The organism is Limnohabitans sp. YIMB22184 (assembly GCF_048020265.1).
GTDB lineage: Bacteria > Pseudomonadota > Gammaproteobacteria > Burkholderiales > Burkholderiaceae_C > Limnohabitans_A.
This window is the reverse complement of record NZ_CP171843.1, coordinates 501,406-518,743: the sequence shown is the minus strand read 5'-3', so window position 1 is coordinate 518,743 and position 17,338 is coordinate 501,406. Positions and strand designations below refer to the sequence as shown.

The window sequence follows — 17,338 nt, the reverse complement described above, 5'->3', positions numbered from 1 at the left end:
AGTCATCCACGATGCGGTTTAGAAGCCGGGTCACCCGCTTCAAGTGTGTTTGGAATTAACCCTGCGGCAGCAGATGCTCCAGATGTCTGGCCTTGAGCTGTGCGGGTAATTCCTTTTGAACGTAATCGGCTATCGATTTCTTGCCGCGCCGCAGCGAGTCGATTTCGGATGCTGTCAATTGTGGTGAAGCCCACAAGGTAATTGGCTTCGTTGGCTGTGAGCGCTGTAGGCTCGATGCCGAAGACTTCGGTGAATTCATCATCAAACCGCTCCTTGATCAATTGAACAAACTTTTTGCTAGGGACCAATGCCTTATCGCGGCCAGCGTTAACCAACACCACCACATCGTGCACCACACCACCAAAAATCTGTATGTAATTCGACAATTCTGCCAGAGTTCCACTCAGGCTTGTGACATCGTCCACCAGAACATACTTCGCGCCAGGAGTGACCGCACCTTCAAATTGAGCCCTGGCAGCCATTCGCTCCATGGGGTCCGCTCCTGTATGGAACACCCGGTCGGACTGAACAATCTCGTTATCCACTGCACCTTGAAACATCAACGCACAAACCGCAGCCAAGGCTTGGGGAATCGCATTGTCACCACTCGCTTCTGAAGCATGCGGTGCCAAGAAAGTCAGGCCAGGCTCGAACCGATCACCGTGTTCGTGGAGCCATGACACAGCCAAGTCAATGAGCAGTGTCACTGCAGCCTGTTTATCTCCTGCTTTAGCCTGCAAATAAGCGTCCGACGCCTTCAGTTCAGCATCTTTTGAAAAAAGAAAGAGCGGCTGAGTCTGAACAGGGAAGCCAAACGAGCGCAGCATGAAAATTCAAACCTTGCTGGTGATCGTGTCCGGGTTGGCACGGTCAAAAATTTCATTGGCCCAGAGCATGACCACCATTTCGTCAGCGCCGATGTTGGTGATGTCATGCGTCCAACCGGGGACCGTTTCCACGATCTGGGGCTGGTCACCGTGGGTTTCCAGGTGGTGCACCTCGTTGGTGAGCATGTGGCGAAAACCAAAACGGGCGTGGCCTTTGATGACCAAAAACTTTTCGGTTTTGGTGTGGTGATAATGCCCACCACGGGTGATGCCGGGGTGCGCCGTGAAATAGCTGAACTGGCCCGCATCGGGCGTTTTGAGCATCTCCACAAAGACGCCTCGGGCATCACCGTGGGACGGCACGCCATAGGCAAACTTTTCTACCGGCAAATAGCTCACATAGGTGGCGTACAAGGCGCGTGTCAAGCCCGTGCCCACGCGCTCAGACACCAAGGTGCTGCGGCAATTCTTGAACGCGTCGATCTGGTCTGACAGCTCACCCAAGGTGATGGTGTATTCGGGAGCCACCGCAGGGTGGCTCACGCCGGCAATGGGCTCTTCGAGCGCTTGCAAAAAGGCATTCACCACGTCGTCCACATACACCAAGCGCACACGGGCCTGAGCGTCGTTGATCTGCACCGGCAGGTCGTGCGCCTTGTTGTGGCAGAAAGTGGCCACAACCGAGTTGTAGTTGGGGCGGCACCACTTGCCAAACACACCGGGCAAACGGTAAATGACCACGGGGTTGCCGTTGCTTTTGGCCAATTGGGCCAATGCCTCTTCGGCGGCCCGTTTGCTTCGCCCATAGGGGTTGTCTTGTTCGGCTTGCGCCGATGAACTGAACAACACCGGTATGCGCTTGCCCATGCTTTGCAAGGTTTGGCACATGCGCTGGGTCAGGCCGGTGTTGACCGCGACAAACGCGGCGGGGTCGGTGGGCCGGTTCTCACCGGCCAGATGCACCACCGCGTCGGCTTGGGCCAGCGCGGCTTGCCAAGCGCTGTCGCCATCGCCGCGCAACAGGGTCAAGACCTCGGTGCCTGCGCGCTCACGCAAGCGCAAAACCAAATTTTTGCCAATGAAACCGTTGGCACCGGTGACCAGGACTTTCATGGCTTACTCCTCTGGCTCCACGTGTTCACCTCGGGCAATGGCTTGCATGAAGCGCAACTTCATCAACAAAGCCTGCATACCAACAATGTCCAAACGCTCGGTGTTGTGCGAGTTGTAGTCGGTGGCTTCAGAAATTTTGGTTTCGCCCTGCTCCACGAACTTGCCGTAGTTCAAGTCGCGCAAATCAGGGGGCACGCGGTAGTAGCCACCCAAGTCTTCAGCAGCCACCATCTCTTCGCGGCTGAGCAAGGCTTCGTAGAGCTTTTCGCCGTGGCGGGTGCCGATCACCCGCACCTCGTGTTCAGGCTTGCCTACTAATGCTGTCAAGGCTTTAGCCAGTACCTCAATGGTGGCAGCTGGTGCCTTTTGTACAAAGATTTCGCCCGGCTGGCCATGCTCAAAGGCGTAGAGCACCAAGTCCACCGCATCGTCGAGCGTCATCATGAAGCGGGTCATGTTCGGGTCGGTCAGGGTGATGGGCTTGCCCGCACGGATTTGTTCAATGAAGAGCGGGATCACCGAGCCCCGCGAGGCCATGACGTTGCCGTAGCGAGTGACGTTGATCACGGTTTGGGCGCTGTTGCGCGACTTGGCCACGGCAACTTTCTCCATCATGGCTTTGCTGATGCCCATGGCATTGATGGGGTAGACGGCCTTGTCGGTGCTGAGCACCACAACTCGCTGAACACCACACTGAATTGCAGCTTCGAGAACGTTTTCGGTGCCCAGCACATTTGTCTTAACAGCCTCAAGGGGATGAAACTCACATGACGGAACTTGCTTGAGTGCGGCAGCGTGGAAAATATGATCTACGCCCCGTACAGCGTTCATAACGGACTGTGGGTCGCGCACATCGCCGATGTAAAACTTCAGCTTAGGACTGTTGTACTTTTTGCGTAAGTCGTCTTGCTTTTTCTCATCACGACTAAAAATTCGAATTTCACACAAATCCGAGTTAATGAAACGACGTAAAACCGCATTACCAAAAGAACCTGTTCCACCTGTTATCAATAAAACACCACGCATTACATCACCTCTCGTTTATATCGACAGTCAACCTTATCAGAAGTAAGTGCGACCACCAAAAGCAAGACAAACGCTATGTTTGCACGTCCAGCTGACACAACCGGACCTCCAAACGAAGCCAACACCAACAACATTGACAAGAAAAATAAAAGTCTACCCTGAATTGAGTTCCATTTTTTACACGCATAGAAAAAACAGCAACATATAAACATTAAATAACCAGCAAAAGATGCAAAACCTCCTTGATAGAAATACTCAAGATATCCACTATCAAGAGGCAACTGAGAACCCAAACCGAAACCTATTATCCAATTAAAATCACTAAGCAACCTAAGATACAGCTCAGTATTTTCTGACGGCGCACCCAATCTCCCCGCAGTGAGAGCAAATAACAAACCGAACTCATCATACAGCTGGATTAAAGAATCAACATATAAAGGAGCAAGTAAGTGACCGACCACAGGCACCAAAGGAATTAAAATGAAAATAATTAAAAAAAAGCGATTCAATGAAATCAAACCCAAAACCAATGCAAATATAAATCCAAGAAAAATACCCAACACCAAGAAAATTTTGGAAAGAGTCAACACACCCGCTAAAACAATTATAACTAATGAGAAGATACCGAACGGCACCGATTTTTTCAACCAAAATCTAGTTATCACAGAAAAAAGTGCGACCGAATAAAACAAACCAGCCTCTAAAGGTTGATTAAATATCCCAACCACTCGCCCCACAGCAATAGATTGATACCAGACGCCCTCCTCATTACCACTAACCCAAGGTGACAAAAAATTATTGAAACCAGGAACCAAAAAACTTAAAATTGAAACTCCAGAAACCAGTGATGAAACAATAACAACCGAATCAATAGACTGATCAAAATTTGTTTTTCTTACGCTAAAAATTAAAGAAAAGAAAATAAGCATAACACCAGGAAGCGCCAAACGTGCGAACATATCTAAAGGTGAAGCGTACAACCCTGTCTCAGATGAATATGCACTAGAAATTATAAGTGGCAACAAAGAAAAAAATAAACAACCCGCCAACAATAATATATTTGAATTTACACGATATTTTTTAAGTATCAAACAAGGAAAAGTCAAAAGCGCAACTACAACATATTCAAATCTCAACCCATTAGGCAAATATGGCAGCAACAATAGTGTTTCAGGCACCAATCCAAGTACAAAATACATTGTCAATATGCATTAATATGATTGATTTCTTCTATTCGAAAATTCATTGAAACCCAAAAACTTATCGCGAAATGCAATATTGAGAAATGAAACAAAAAGTGACGGCAAGATGAAGATTTGATAGATTTTATTAAAATCAAACCTTCTAACATCTAAAGAAATAAACCCCTCGGCGGTCTTTGTCACTGCGAATTGCTGACTCTTTTTACGACACGTTATCGATAATTCATTTCTCATACTAACATCTTCAAAAAAATCATCAAGTAATGATGATATTTTTTTCTTGGGCAAATATGAAACATTTTCATTGTACGACAGCCCGTCAATATCAGATAAAAAGCCATAAGTTTCCGGCGTTTTAATTGACTCAATACCTATCAATGCAGGCACACCTAAAGCTGCAGCCTCCACGAGAGATGTGCCACTACCAACAAATAGTGCAGCTTTATTTAATGCAAATTTAATTCTTGAATATTCGATTTCACCATGGAAACGCACTTGATCCAATAATCCAAGTTGAGTTACAATATCTTTTAAATGATTTTCATTTGGTCCAGAACCGAAAATATCATACTTAATTTCTGGATATTTAATGACCAAATTCGGCAATGCTCTTATTAGATGTTCGTTGTACGTCTTAAATTCAACCAAATTCCCTACAGATACAATACGAAAACTATCGTCACAAAATAAATTAACATCACCACTCGGCAAATCTATCCCTATCGGCAATACCAAAGAAGAAGAAAAATCTTTTTTAAAAAACTTTGAATAATTATCGCGACTCGCTTCGTTAAAAAAAATAACATTTACAGTAGGGATTTGAAGAAAAATTGAAGTAATTCGCTTCGCGAATAAATAATTCAATTCCTTATACAGAAATTCATTTTGATGATATATACCAACAGTTAATGAAAAACGAATTTTTGAAAAAAACATCCTCCAACACAGAAATAAACCCATAGCTCCCATTGCATGAATATGGTCACCAAATGGCATCAAAGAATGCTCCAACTTTTTCCAATCAATAAATCCGAAAATTCCGATATGACCACGAAATATCATACCTTTATCAAGTAAAAAATCATCCAAATAAAATATTTTCGCTGATATTTCAAGTTCGGCGTACAGTTTACTGTCATACTCTCTACGTAGCAAAATAACTGCAACAGCAATATTCTGATGCCTCAATTCACGGCACATTCTGACTAGAAATGTACTACCGCCATTCATAGGAAGCGCATTAGCGAAAAAAATCATAAGTGCCCTTCTGATACTGCCGAAATACAACGAGCATTACAAAAAAATATGTCAAATAGCCTATAGTATAAGCGTAAGCTACATACATCAAATTACCACCTAATATCAGCCCAACATAGGTAAATAAAATCAACAAGCCTACCTGCAAGACTTCACAAATCACATACAGCCGCCAGGCAGCTCTAGCGACTCCAAGAAATCCAATGACATAGGCGGTAACACGAAAAAAATCTCCGACCAAATACCATCCCAAGACTTCAGCAGCGGGCAAGAACTCTGGAGAGAATAATATTACAATTAATTCGCTCTTAAGAAAATACAAAATACACGCAAATATAGCGAAAACGCCTCCAACTCCCAACAAATGTTTATATATCAATTTCGACACTTGCTCTTTTCTAATTTCCGCCGAAAGCATAGGCATATATGAAATAGACATAAATAGGGTGAATAATCCGATATAAGCGCCAGATAGCCGTATCGTGGCCTGCCAATAGCCCGCATTATTTGAACCTAAAATATCAACTATTAATGTTCTAATAAAAATTTCTGCAAAAGGAAATATCGTTGCAGATGCCAAGGCCATAAACGAAAAGCGAGCTAATTGCTTTGCATCTGCTCTTTTCAATCTGAATTTAAATAATTTCGTTATTGGGGATTTTACTGCGAAGTATGTAGCTGGCAATGCAGCTGCCGATGCCACAACCAAAAGTGCAATAGCTGCACCGGAGATCTTGTAGTTCGAAATCAATACCCATGCTATCGGTATTGCCAATGAATAGCCTACAAGTGTAATAATTGCAAAAACATCTTGACGACGTAAACCGTTGGCGACTGATACAACGGCGACTCCAAAAAAGCAAATTATCTGAAATATACCAACAGCCAGAATAAGCCAATAATATTCCGCTGACCCGAATAATATACTTGAAATTTGCCGAGATAATATTATTGAAATAATAAATATAAAAATCGAGAAGTATGTTCCAAAAGTGAGTGCGGAACCTATAAATTCAATGAGGCGCTTTGGATTTGACTTGTATTCAGCGACATACTTTGTTATACCTGAAGAGATACCTCCCCCTGCGAAAATGGACATCATAGTTGTCAAACTCATGAAGTTCCCGAGAACGCCCATTCCGACCGGACCAAGTGTAATAGCAATCAGTTTAAGAATAACCAAGTTAGCGGCCATTCGAAAGCTGTGCGCTAAAGGCGCGGCTAAGTTAGCAAGAAATTTACTCACAAAGTCGCGATCAGTTTTTTAGAGCTTGCAACACAGATTCAATTACTTTATCAATGTCATCATTGGTCATTTCATAATAAAGTGGTAGTCTAACTAAACAATTCATGTATCGATCACTATTTGGGAGACTCCTTCCGTCATGCTTGTGCATGTAATAAGGACTATTGTGGAGCGATAGATAATGAAAAACAGCATTTACGCCTTGAGAACGCAAGTGTTCTATCAAATGCGTACGTTGCTCAATATTCCTTGTTACAAGATAAAACATATGTGCATTATTCGTTGCCCATACCGGAATTTCTGGCAAGAAAACACCTGCTGCATCGACAGCTGATTTCAAGCCATTCCAATAAACATGCCATATGTATTTCCTTTTTTCTTGTATTTGATTTAAGTTCTCCAATTGCGCAAAAAGATAAGCAGCCGTAATATCAGAGGGTAAAAAAGATGATCCAATATCTACCCATCCATATTTGTCAACTTCTCCTCTAAAAAATGAACTTCTGTTTGTACCCTTCTCGCGAATTATTTCAGCACGATGAAATAGTGAATCATTGTTTATTGCAAGCATCCCGCCCTCACCTGCAATAATATTTTTCGTTTCATGAAAGGAAAATGCTCCAAGCAATCCTATAGATCCTAATGGTCGGTCATTATGAAATGAATCAATCGCTTGAGCGGCATCTTCTATGATCGGGATATTTCTAGCACTCGCGATCTCGATCACTCGATCCATATCGCAGGCGACACCTGCGTAATGAACAACTACGATTGCTTTTGTACGAGGAGTCACTAACTGCTCAATTTCAGCAGCATCAATATTAGGATTGTTTATCCCACTATCTGCGAATATTAGTCTTGCCCCTCTTAATGCAAATGCATTTGCAGTCGAAACAAAAGTGAATGATGGAAGTATTACTTCATCTCCAGGCTGAATATTTAATAATATTGCAGCCATCTCAAGCGCATCGGTACATGATGTTGTCAAAAGCGTCTTTTTGAACAAGTATTTTTCTTCGAAAAATTTATGACATTTTTTCGTAAATAATCCATCACCAGAGATCTTCCCTGAAGCGACTGCCTGAGCAATATACACCAACTCTCGCCCATGTAAAAATGGCTTATTAAATGGAATCATTGATTTATTTCCCTCAAAAATTCTGCTTCCAATACCAATAAATCTTTTTTTCTATTCTTAATTCTTTTTGCAGGATTACCTATATATATTCCCCATGGCTCTGTACTCTTTGACACAAGTGTCATTGCTCCGATAGAACATCCTTCAGCAACGTCAACTCCAGGAAATACTATTGATCCTGCTCCAATAATTACATGCCTACGGAGATACACCTGTTTTTTTATTTCGGATTTATATTTTGTAGGAATTGTTGGATTTGTTAAACTACTCCCTGAGTAGTCATCCGACTGGCTAAATACTTGGACATAGTATGCCAATCCAGAAAAGTCCTCCATTACTACACCTAAATCCCCTCCGGCCAATAGGCAGTGAGGCGCAATATGAACATAATTACCCAAGGATATTTTTCCAGATATTACGCAAAAATCATCTATCCTAGAATTATCACCAATTTCAATTTCATTGGAATTATATATGCTTGCCTTATCACTTATCTTAACATTTTTACCCAGTCGCTTAAAACCCATTTGATTTAGTTGATCATTATTTAAATATGCCACTTGAAAGCTCCGAATTATAAATATTAAATTTTCTAGCTCTATTTGCTTAAGACCTTGCATAAAGCGGCCTTGAGAGCATTAATTTTTTGGGCTGTCTCTACGTTTTGACTGGCATTGCGCAGGACTTGGCGGATGAACACGAAAAGCAGCAGAGCAAAACATGTGGCCATGGTAGCCAAGAGGGCAATGAGACTGAGTTTGGGGCTGGTGTGCGTGGTGGGCAGCGTGGCTGCTTGCACCAAAGCGCTGTCGTCCATACCTCGGTGCTTTTGCTCAATTTCAATTTGAGCATTTTGGCTTTCTTTCACCACGCCGATCATTTGGGCGTACCCCTGAGCCACTTCTGAAGCACCTGCACTGCCTACTGCATCAAGCTTACCGCCCAACAGTTCGGCTGTTTGGGTGGCTTCTTTTTCACGGGCTTGCGCTTGGGCCAGTTGCTTTTGCAGGCGCAGCTTTTCGCTGTCGCGCGGCTGGCTTTGGGTATAGGTCTGCTGCAACACGGCTTGGGCCAGGGCTTGGGCGGCTTGGGGGCTGTTCGCTTGGGCGGTCAGGGTCAGCAGTTTGTCTTTGGCGTTGATGTTGGCTTTGATTTGCGCTTTGAGTTTTGCGCGGGCATCGTCTGCGGGCATTTGGGGGGTATGGCCCAGGCTGCTGGCAATCGGGTCGAGCACGGCAGCGCTGAGCATGATGCTGACCGTGATGGGCTCGGCCTTGAGGATGGCGGTGCTCTCGTAGGTTTTGGGCCAGAAAGATGCACCTGCCAGCGCCAGCAGGCCAGCCACGATGGGGCCGATGACGAGCAGGCGCAGGTTGTCGACGATGGTTTGCAGCAGGTCGAGGAGACTGATTTCGTCGTCTTTTGGGTAGTTAGGGGTGTCGGTCAATTTTTGGGGGGAACTAGGGTTTTTGGGGGGGAACTAGGGGATCGATACCCGCATGCGCAGGTATGACAGTTAGAACAGTTCTGCCTCGGCCAGAGGTTTGGCAGATTGGTCTTTGGCGGAGAGTTTCGGTTGCTAGCCTATGCTTGGTTGAAGTCTTGCTGGTTTTGTTGGTCGTAAAAGTAAGGCCAGTGACGGCGTAGTTGCTTTTGCGGGCCTTGGCGTTGGGTCATGGAGTTTGGGGAGAATGACATGCAGGCTACCGCAGTCCGGCAAGGTGTTTTGCAGACTTGGCCCTGTGACGTTCGGTGGAAACTTAAGCGCAGAACTTATGCCCAGATACTGACGCGGAGCTTGGGCGAATGGACGTTTTGATAACTCTGCGATTGTATTCTTAATAAGAATTAGATTTCTTCAAAAAATACCCTAAAAAGGGTACATATAAAAAATTTAACAACTAATTATTTCAATTAAGAACTGTTTTGCAAGCGATGAGTTAGCCCCATGAAACACATTCGCTTGCAGTGGCAAGCCCCTACAAAAAAATGGCTTCAGATCGGTTTGCCAAAGGCTTTGTGCCAGCTGGCTTTGAGGGTAGCCAGTTTTTGGGCGGATTCTTGGTCTTGGTTGGCGTTGCGCAGGGCTTGGCGGATGAAGACGAAGAGCAAAAGAGCGAAGCCGGTTGCCAAGGTGGCCAAGATGGCGATCAGTGCTTTCTTGGGTTTGTTTTTCAATTCTGGGAGCTCGGCTTTGTCGAGCACCTGGATGGTGGCGCCTTCACGCGATTCATCGACCTTGGCCATCTCGAACTGTTTGGCAAACAGTTCAAACAGGGTTTCCTGGTATTTGAATTCACGGTATTTGGTCACGTAGTCCCCCTGCACATCGCCTTGCCCCGTGGGGGTGTTTTGCGATTGTTTGGCCAGTTGGTTGCGCAGGTTGGCCAGTTCGGTCAGGGCTTGTTTGAAGTCGGGGGCGGTTTCGGCTAGGTAGCCGCGCATGGCGCCCAGCTTGACTTCTTGCACGGTCACTTGGGCTTGCAGTGCCGCCACAGCTGCAAGTGCCGATTGGGGGTTGGCTTTGAGTACGTCACTGGTAATGCCGGTCTGTTTGAGTTGAATTTCGGCCTGGGCCAGCTTGTCTTTGGTTTGCAGGAGCTGCTTTTCAAAAAACTGGCGGCGTTGCTGCGCTTCGGTGACGGCCAAGCGGCCCATGAGGCGGGTGAGTTCTTCCACGTGGGCGTTGGCCATGTCGGCCGCCATTTGGGGGTTGGTGTCGTCCACCGCCACGGTGATGAATCCGTCTTTGCCGCTGGCAATTTTGACGTTGGCTTCCAAAGTTTTGCGGGCATTGGCTTTGAATTCGGCGTCGTACCGGTCCATGAGGTTGAAGCGGTCGATCAAGGCGTCTTTGATTCTGTTGCTTTTGAGAAAAGCAACGTATTGGTCTGCCGGGTTTTTGAGGCCGGTGGCCGCCCCTGCCAAGCCGCCGAGTGCACCCAAGCTGGCCAGCATGCTGGCGGCCATGCCTTGTTGTTGTTGAGGGGGCAAAAAGCTGGTTTGCGCGGTGAAGGTGGGGGCGATGGCAAAGCTGATGCCAAGAGCAGCCAGGCCCACAACCAACGGACCGAGGATGAGCAGGCGCAGGTTGTCGACGATGGTTTGCAGCAGGTCGAGGAGGCTGATTTCGTCGTCTTGCGGGTCGAGGGTGGGATTGGCAGTGTCAGTCACGATTGGTTTTTTAGGCATTCGCTTGCAGGGGCAAGCTCCTACATGGGGAATGGGGGATTAGTTCTTCAGGGTTTTGATGGCGGCAGCACCAATGCCCAGGTTGCTGAAAATTTGGGTCCAGTCGCGCAGGGCGCGTACCAAGAAGCTGTAGCCGCTTTCGCGGTCCACCTTGGCGGGCACGATGACGGTGTCACCGGGCATGACGAGGGTGCTTTCGAAGCGGCTAAAAAAGCCAGAGCCCTTGCGGCTGAGCACCGAGCCGTCGGCCCGCAGCACAAAGGCTTCGCTGACTTCAGCGTCTTCGGTCAGGCTGGCGGCTTGCAGCACGTCGCCCACAGTGCGGCCATCTTTGTAAATGAGCACGTTTTCATTGTTGACGCTGCCTGCTGCCGAGACAAACGCGGGCCGGCTGGGCACCAAGATGGCGTCGCCGTCTTCAAGCGGCAGGTTGGGCAACACGCTGAGTGCTGACCAGGCCTTGTCGCTTGCGCGGTCTGGGCCCAAGGCTTGGACAGTGGAAACGCCCGTCAGCACCGGGTCCAGCTCGAGCGACACGCGGCCTTGGCTGCGCATGGCTTTGAGTTTGTCAATCTGGACGCGCTGTGCGGCCATTTGCTGTTGTTGCAGTGCCGTGGCTTGCGCTGCGCGTTCGCCCGTCAGGTTGGCGCTGAGGGTGGCGCTGGCACTTTGGGCTTGGGCCTCGAGCCGGCGAATGACTTGGTCGAGGTTTTGCTGCTGCTGTTTGCGCACGGATTCACGGGTGAATTCGGCCCCAAACAAATAGGCTTCAGGCGTGATGCCACCCACACGGTAAATGAGCTGGGGCAGTGTTTCGCCCGGGGCGATAGGGTAGATGCCGGGGGCATGAACCTCGCCGCCGACGCGCACAAACTGGGTGCGCTTGCCCATAGGCACTGGCAGATCTTTGACGCCGAACACGGTGATCACGTCACCGGGCACCAAGGTCAGGTTGTGCTGGGGGTCTTTGTCGATGACGGCTTTGCGCAAGTTGAAGGGGATGAGGATGGTTTTGACTTCTTTGGCGTCCAGACGCGCGATGGCGGCGTAGTCCCAGTTGATTTCATCGAGCAGGTTTTTCACGTCGTTCGGGATGCGCGTGCCGCCGACGTTTTCAGGCTCTTTGACTTGCACCAGACCGTTTTTGCGGACGAAGTAGTTTTTTTGGATCAACACCCGCGGATCGGGAATCAGGTCTGACACCCTCATGCCGGCCAGCAGGCTGTAACGCAAAGGCTCGGCCACATTGCCGCGCAGGGTGACGGCGTTGGCAAACTGGGGGCTGATGCCAAACAGGGTGAGCACGTCGCCGTCTTGCAGTGGGGCCTGAAGGCCTTGGGCGTTGAGCACCAGTTCTTGCACTTGCCGTGGGGTGGCTTGGCCGGTGTGCACGCGCTCAAGCAGGGCTTTTTGCGGCGAGGTGAGTGAAGGCAAGCCGCCGCCAAGCTGAAGGATGGATTGCACGGTGTTGCCGGGCTTGATTTCGTAGATGGCTTGGTGGTCTGTGGCGCCGGTCAGGGCCACGCGGGGGCCGGCGGGCGGGATCATGATGACGTCGCCAGGTTGCAGGCGTGTGTCTTTGCTTTTGTCGCCTTGGGCAATGAAGTCGTACAGGTCGAGTGTGGTAACGGTTTGGCCTGCGCGCTTGAGCTGGATGCTGCGCATGCTGCCGTTGACGCTGGGGCCGCCGCTGGCAAACACGGCGTTGACCAGGGTGGACAGGCTGCTGAGGTTGTAGGTGCCGGGTTGTTGGGCTTGGCCCACTACATACACGGTGATGCCGCGCAGTTTGCCCAGGCTGGCGCTGAGGCTGACGTTGTTGAACACCGTGCCCACGTGCTTGCGCAGGGTGGCTTCGAGGTCTTTGACTTGCACGCCGCTCAGGTTGAGGGTGCCGATTTTGGGCAGGTTGATTTGGCCATTGCGGTCGAGGGCGTGGCTGCCGGCGTAGTCCACAGCACCCCAGATTTGGATGCGCACCTCGTCGCCTTGGCCCAACACGTACTCGGCCGGCGCTGGCGCAGCAGCATCGGTGGCGTAGGCCTGGGGGTTATCAAACAGGTTGCTGCCAAAGTGCGGCAGCAGTCGGCCTGTGCTTTCTTGTACAAAGCGTTGGAACTGGCTGGGGGCTTGCGGTTGGAGGCGCGCTGGTGCTGCGACTACCTTAACGGCATCACTGGCGCCTTGGTCAACACGTGTGGGAAGGCTTGGTGCCTTCAATGGAGTGGTACCCAGGGTTGCCGCTGTGGTGCCGCCCGCAGCCCCACCTGCCCACGATACGCCCCCGGGTGTGACACCCGTGTTGGCTGCAGATGCTGCATGGGTGATGACACCCAGATCAACAGACACCGGGGCCTGAAATTGGGCGTGTGACGGAAAAGTCAAACCCATCAAACTTGCCAATGCCAAGGCGCTGATGACTTGAGGTGGCGCGGACAAAAAGTGAAGGGTCATGAACAAAAATAGTGGGATGACAGGCAGGCTACCGCAATGTTTATTGCTGAATAAAAAGCAAAACACAGGCGTGAATAGATTGATTTCAATCTATCTCAACAGATGACAGTTGAAGCGTGAGATTTTAGATGGCTATTAAGATGAAGCCAATAGACGGTGATAATAAATTTACACCTTTAATATCTAATCAGATTAAAAAATTAGATACATAAACCCCAATAGCGATAAAAAAATCAAAGCCAGAATTAATATTGCAATTAATCTTAAAATCAATAAATTCAAATAGGAGCGGAAGAACCGAACCGACGGTCACGCCCGCCAAACCATTCGATCGCCCGCCGAAGACCTTCAGGGCTGAATTCTGGCCACAAATCGTCGGTGAAAAACAATTCTGCATAAGCGGCTTGCCAGAGCATGAAATTACTCACGCGAGACTCCCCGCCTGTTCGAATGAGCAGGTCAACCTCGGGGGCATACGCGGTACTGAGGTGCGGGGCCAGGGCTTCTTCGGTCAGTTCTTGCAGGCTTTGGTGTGGATGGGCTTGCTGCCATGCTTGCGTAGCTTGGATAAGATCCCAACGGCCGCCGTAGTTGGCGCAGACGGTGAGTGTGATTCGACTATTTTGGGCTGTTTGCTGCTCGGCACGATCCATGAGGTCTTGCAGGCTGGCAGAAAAGCGGCTTTTGTCGCCCACCACTTTCAGGCGCACACCGTTTTTGTTCATGCCATCGATTTCTTTTTGCAGATAGGTCATGAACAGGCTCATGAGGCTGCTGACTTCTTCTTCAGGTCGCTTCCAGTTTTCAGTGCTGAAGGCAAACAAGCTCAAATAGGGAATGCCCAAGTCGATGCAGGTCTTGACAATGTCACGCACACGATTGGCCCCTGCAGCATGACCCAGAGCGGCGGGAAAGAACCGATTTTTTGCCCAACGGCGATTTCCATCCATGATGATGGCAATGTGTTGTGGCAATGGGTTTTGCAAGATCGGAGTAGGCACAGTGTACAAATATCAAAATTAATAGATTTTAGTGGTACACGGATATACATCCCGACAGACAGACGTATCTATTTGAAACAGGGCATTCCTGCGTCGTCGGAAATCAACTCCCTGCCCTAATCAGACGTTCGCCTCAACCTGGTGGTGCTCCAGCTGCACCACCGTGGGGCGCCCCAAAATTTCAAGCAAGACGGCCACGCGTTTGCTGGACACGCTTTGGATCAGGCCTTCCACCCCACCAAGCGCGGTGTGCTTGAGGCGCACCGCTTGGCCGGCCTTGAGATTACTGAGTTCTTGAAGTGTGGCGTGGTTGCGGTCTTGTTCGACTTGCCGGATGCGTTGCACAAGTTCGTCGTGGAGCATGGCAGGCTCGAAGCCAAAGCGTACGATGGTGGCGATGCCTTTTGTGCTGCGCACGGCCGAAATGCTTTGTTCGGGTTTTCCGGGCCGAAACAAAATGTAGCGGGGAAACATGGGCTCGAACAGTGCAACCGGACCTTGCTCGGTTTTTTTGAATTTTTTGTACAGCGGCAGATAAGCTTCAAAGTCTTGCTGCTGCAAATTAATCTCAGCGATTTTTTCTTCCCGAGGTTTGGTATAGGCCAGATACCAACGTGCGGATGGTTTGCTTTCCAGCGAAAGCTTGTCTGGTGTTGGCGGGTTTTGGGGCATTCTGTCTTTAGCGTGGTGTCTGTAAGACTATTTTAGAGGCCTGCATATTGGCCCATCGACGCAGATGGGATCACCAAAACAAAACCCCGCTGAAGCGGGGTTTTGCAGGTGGCTTGAGGGAATTCAGGCAATCACAAATGGGGTGCGGTCTTTGCCTTCGATCCACTTGGGGGCTTTGCCTCGGCCTGTCCAGGTTTGGCCAGTGGCGGGATCGCGGTACTTCGCGGCGACTTTGCTGGCAGCTTTGGAGGCACCGGATTTACTGACGCGGCCTGGAAAGACGTCTTGAGCGGTTAAACCATACTCGGCCACCAGTTCGCGCACTTTGGCCACTGCGCTGGAGATTTCGTTTTGGCGAGCTTGGGCAATGGCTTGTTCCAAAGCGTCGCGTTGGGCCAATAATTCTTTGTAGCTAGAAGTCATGATAGATCCTGGTTAAACGTCAATAGCGCTGAATATACATCAGAGTTTGTTCAAATAGCCGATGATTTAGGTATACAACCCTTTTCGGGTGAATTTATCAACCTAGAGAGGCTGGATTGTGATGGTTATTTTAATAACTGCATGAATTTTTTTCACGAAGCACAAGGTAATGGGTTATTTCAGGTCGCTTATAAATTTTGGGTTACAAGACCGTGACTTGCTCACTCCCGACATGATCACGGGTCCATGCGTTTGAATGGCAAGGGCATCTCAAACCAGATTCTGACCAATCCAGGCAATCCGGATTTCTTCTTTTAATCAAGCAATTTTTACCCAAATTTCCAGTTCTGCGGGCGCTGAATAATGGCGCAACATGGATAACCGCCTATGGGGGTATTACAACTGCAAGTAGTTATGGCCATCACGAAACAAGTGCAGCCATTTGCTGTGTGGCTGCCACCTTGTCGATGCGGCGGCCTTCGAGGTCAACAACCTGGAAGCGCCAGCCGGCCAGCTCGATCACCTGGCCTTGGGCAGGCAGCTGACCGAGGGCATACATGAGCAGGCCCGCCAGCGTGTTGTAACGGTTTTTGTCTTCGGCAGGCAGTTCCTTGATGTCCAGCCGGGCCTTGAGTTCGTTGACTGGCATGATGCCGTCGAGCAACCAGCTGCCGTCTTCATTTTGAGTAGCCCAGGCGTCGGCGTTGGTGTCGGGTTTGAGCTCACCGGTGATCGCTTCGAGCAGGTCGAGTGGGGTGAGCAGGCCCTGCACTTCGCCATATTCATCGACCACGAAGAGCATGCGGCTCGATTGGTCACGCATTTGCTCGAGCAGCTCCATGCCGGTCAGGGTTTCGGGCACGAAGTGCGCGGTTTGGGCGTGGTTTTCGAGTGGGCGCTCGTCGCCGTGGGGCAACGCCAGCAAATGCGACAGACTGATGACGCCCATGATGTGGCCCAGACCATCGCGGCAGACAGGGTACCAGGAGTGGTTTCCTTCGCCACGCATCTGGTTGATGCGGTCCATGGCCTGTTGGGGCGTAAGACTGGCTTCGAGCCATTGGATATCGCTGCGCGGCGTCATCATCGAGGTGAGCGCCCGGTCGTCCAGGTGGAATACGTTGCGCACCATTTGGTGTTCGTGCTCTTCGATCAAGCCGGCATCCACGCCTTCAACCAGGCTGGCCGTGATTTCTTCTTCGGTCACGGCGCGGTTACCTGTGCTGTCAATGCGCATGAGTTTGAGCATGCCTTGGGTGGACAGCGAGAGCAGTTTGACAAAAGGCCCCGCCGCTTTGGCCAGCCACGCCATGGGGCGGGCCACAAGGCGGGCCACAGCCTCCGGGTAGAGCTGACCAATGCGCTTGGGCACCAGTTCTCCAAAGATGATGGTGGTGAAGGTGATGAGGGTGACCACGATGGCGGTGGCGGTGATGGCAGCAACCGGCTCGGTCAGGCCCCACTGCATCAGATGCAAGGCCAAACCACCACTGAATGCCGCTTCCCCCACGATGCCGTTGAGCACACCGATGGAGGTAATGCCCACTTGCACGGTGGACAAAAACTGGGTGGGTTCTGCGAGCAGTTTGAGCGCGGCATGTGCGCCTTTGTCACCCGCCTCCTCCATGGCAGCCAACCGAGCCTTGCGGCTGGAGGCCAACGCCAGCTCCGACATGGCAAATACCCCATTGAGCAGGGTGAGGAAGACGATCAATAAAAAATCCATAACCCCCATTGTGCCAAGAGTGGCGCTGGCAATCGTCGAGCCCAATTTGCTCGGGAGTCTA

15 protein-coding genes are annotated in these 17,338 nt (G+C 49.6%); all 15 read right to left on the bottom strand.

What is annotated here, in order from left to right; all coding sequences use genetic code 11:
• Window positions 1–2 precede the first annotated feature (2 nt).
• On the bottom strand, window positions 3–827 hold the full coding sequence (locus ACHEXL_RS02385; protein WP_416560459.1) for a conjugal transfer protein TraN: 825 nt from the start codon (window positions 825–827) through the stop codon (window positions 3–5).
• Between the two features lie 6 nt (window positions 828–833).
• A complete protein-coding gene (wbjC, locus tag ACHEXL_RS02380; RefSeq protein ID WP_416560458.1) occupies window positions 834–1,940 on the bottom strand; it encodes a UDP-2-acetamido-2,6-beta-L-arabino-hexul-4-ose reductase in 1,107 nt (368 codons plus the stop codon).
• 3 nt (window positions 1,941–1,943) lie between these two features.
• Window positions 1,944–2,966 carry a polysaccharide biosynthesis protein gene (locus ACHEXL_RS02375; RefSeq protein ID WP_416560457.1) on the bottom strand — a complete coding sequence of 341 codons (1,023 nt, stop codon included), beginning with the start codon at window positions 2,964–2,966 and terminating at the stop codon, window positions 1,944–1,946.
• The gene (locus ACHEXL_RS02370) at window positions 2,966–4,165 is read right to left on the bottom strand and encodes a hypothetical protein (protein WP_416560456.1); all 1,200 of its coding nucleotides are present in this window, start codon (window positions 4,163–4,165) and stop codon (window positions 2,966–2,968) included. The genes ACHEXL_RS02375 and ACHEXL_RS02370 overlap by 1 nt, the downstream gene beginning before the upstream one ends.
• A gap of 12 nt (window positions 4,166–4,177) precedes the next feature.
• Window positions 4,178–5,425, bottom strand: coding sequence for a glycosyltransferase family 4 protein (locus ACHEXL_RS02365; RefSeq protein WP_416560455.1), 1,248 nt, complete (start codon window positions 5,423–5,425; stop codon window positions 4,178–4,180).
• Complete coding sequence (locus ACHEXL_RS02360) at window positions 5,409–6,671, bottom strand: O-antigen translocase (RefSeq protein ID WP_416560454.1); 1,263 nt, start codon at window positions 6,669–6,671, stop codon at window positions 5,409–5,411. The genes ACHEXL_RS02365 and ACHEXL_RS02360 overlap by 17 nt, the downstream gene beginning before the upstream one ends.
• A 10-nt stretch (window positions 6,672–6,681) precedes the next feature.
• On the bottom strand, window positions 6,682–7,809 hold the full coding sequence (gene rffA / locus ACHEXL_RS02355) for a dTDP-4-amino-4,6-dideoxygalactose transaminase (RefSeq protein ID WP_416560453.1): 1,128 nt from the start codon (window positions 7,807–7,809) through the stop codon (window positions 6,682–6,684).
• Window positions 7,806–8,369 (bottom strand): acyltransferase, encoded by a 564-nt coding sequence (locus ACHEXL_RS02350; protein ID WP_416560452.1) that lies wholly within the window; start codon window positions 8,367–8,369, stop codon window positions 7,806–7,808. Before ACHEXL_RS02350 ends, rffA begins: the two co-directional genes overlap by 4 nt.
• A gap of 38 nt (window positions 8,370–8,407) precedes the next feature.
• On the bottom strand, window positions 8,408–9,256 hold the full coding sequence (locus ACHEXL_RS02345; protein ID WP_416560451.1) for a hypothetical protein: 849 nt from the start codon (window positions 9,254–9,256) through the stop codon (window positions 8,408–8,410).
• Window positions 9,257–9,804: 548 nt separating this feature from the next.
• Complete coding sequence (locus ACHEXL_RS02340) at window positions 9,805–10,983, bottom strand: Wzz/FepE/Etk N-terminal domain-containing protein (RefSeq protein ID WP_416560450.1); 1,179 nt, start codon at window positions 10,981–10,983, stop codon at window positions 9,805–9,807.
• Between the two features lie 57 nt (window positions 10,984–11,040).
• Window positions 11,041–13,455, bottom strand: a complete 2,415-nt coding sequence (locus tag ACHEXL_RS02335; protein WP_416560449.1) for a polysaccharide biosynthesis/export family protein — start codon at window positions 13,453–13,455, stop codon at window positions 11,041–11,043.
• A 278-nt stretch (window positions 13,456–13,733) separates the two neighbouring features.
• A complete protein-coding gene (gene uppS / locus ACHEXL_RS02330; protein ID WP_416560448.1) occupies window positions 13,734–14,429 on the bottom strand; it encodes a polyprenyl diphosphate synthase in 696 nt (231 codons plus the stop codon).
• A gap of 147 nt (window positions 14,430–14,576) precedes the next feature.
• Window positions 14,577–15,128 (bottom strand): transcription termination/antitermination protein NusG, encoded by a 552-nt coding sequence (gene nusG, locus ACHEXL_RS02325; RefSeq protein WP_416560447.1) that lies wholly within the window; start codon window positions 15,126–15,128, stop codon window positions 14,577–14,579.
• A 123-nt stretch (window positions 15,129–15,251) separates the two neighbouring features.
• On the bottom strand, window positions 15,252–15,551 hold the full coding sequence (locus ACHEXL_RS02320) for an H-NS histone family protein (protein WP_416560446.1): 300 nt from the start codon (window positions 15,549–15,551) through the stop codon (window positions 15,252–15,254).
• 421 nt (window positions 15,552–15,972) lie between these two features.
• Window positions 15,973–17,277 carry a hemolysin family protein gene (locus ACHEXL_RS02315; RefSeq protein ID WP_416560445.1) on the bottom strand — a complete coding sequence of 435 codons (1,305 nt, stop codon included), beginning with the start codon at window positions 17,275–17,277 and terminating at the stop codon, window positions 15,973–15,975.
• Between the last annotated feature and the right edge of the window lie 61 nt (window positions 17,278–17,338).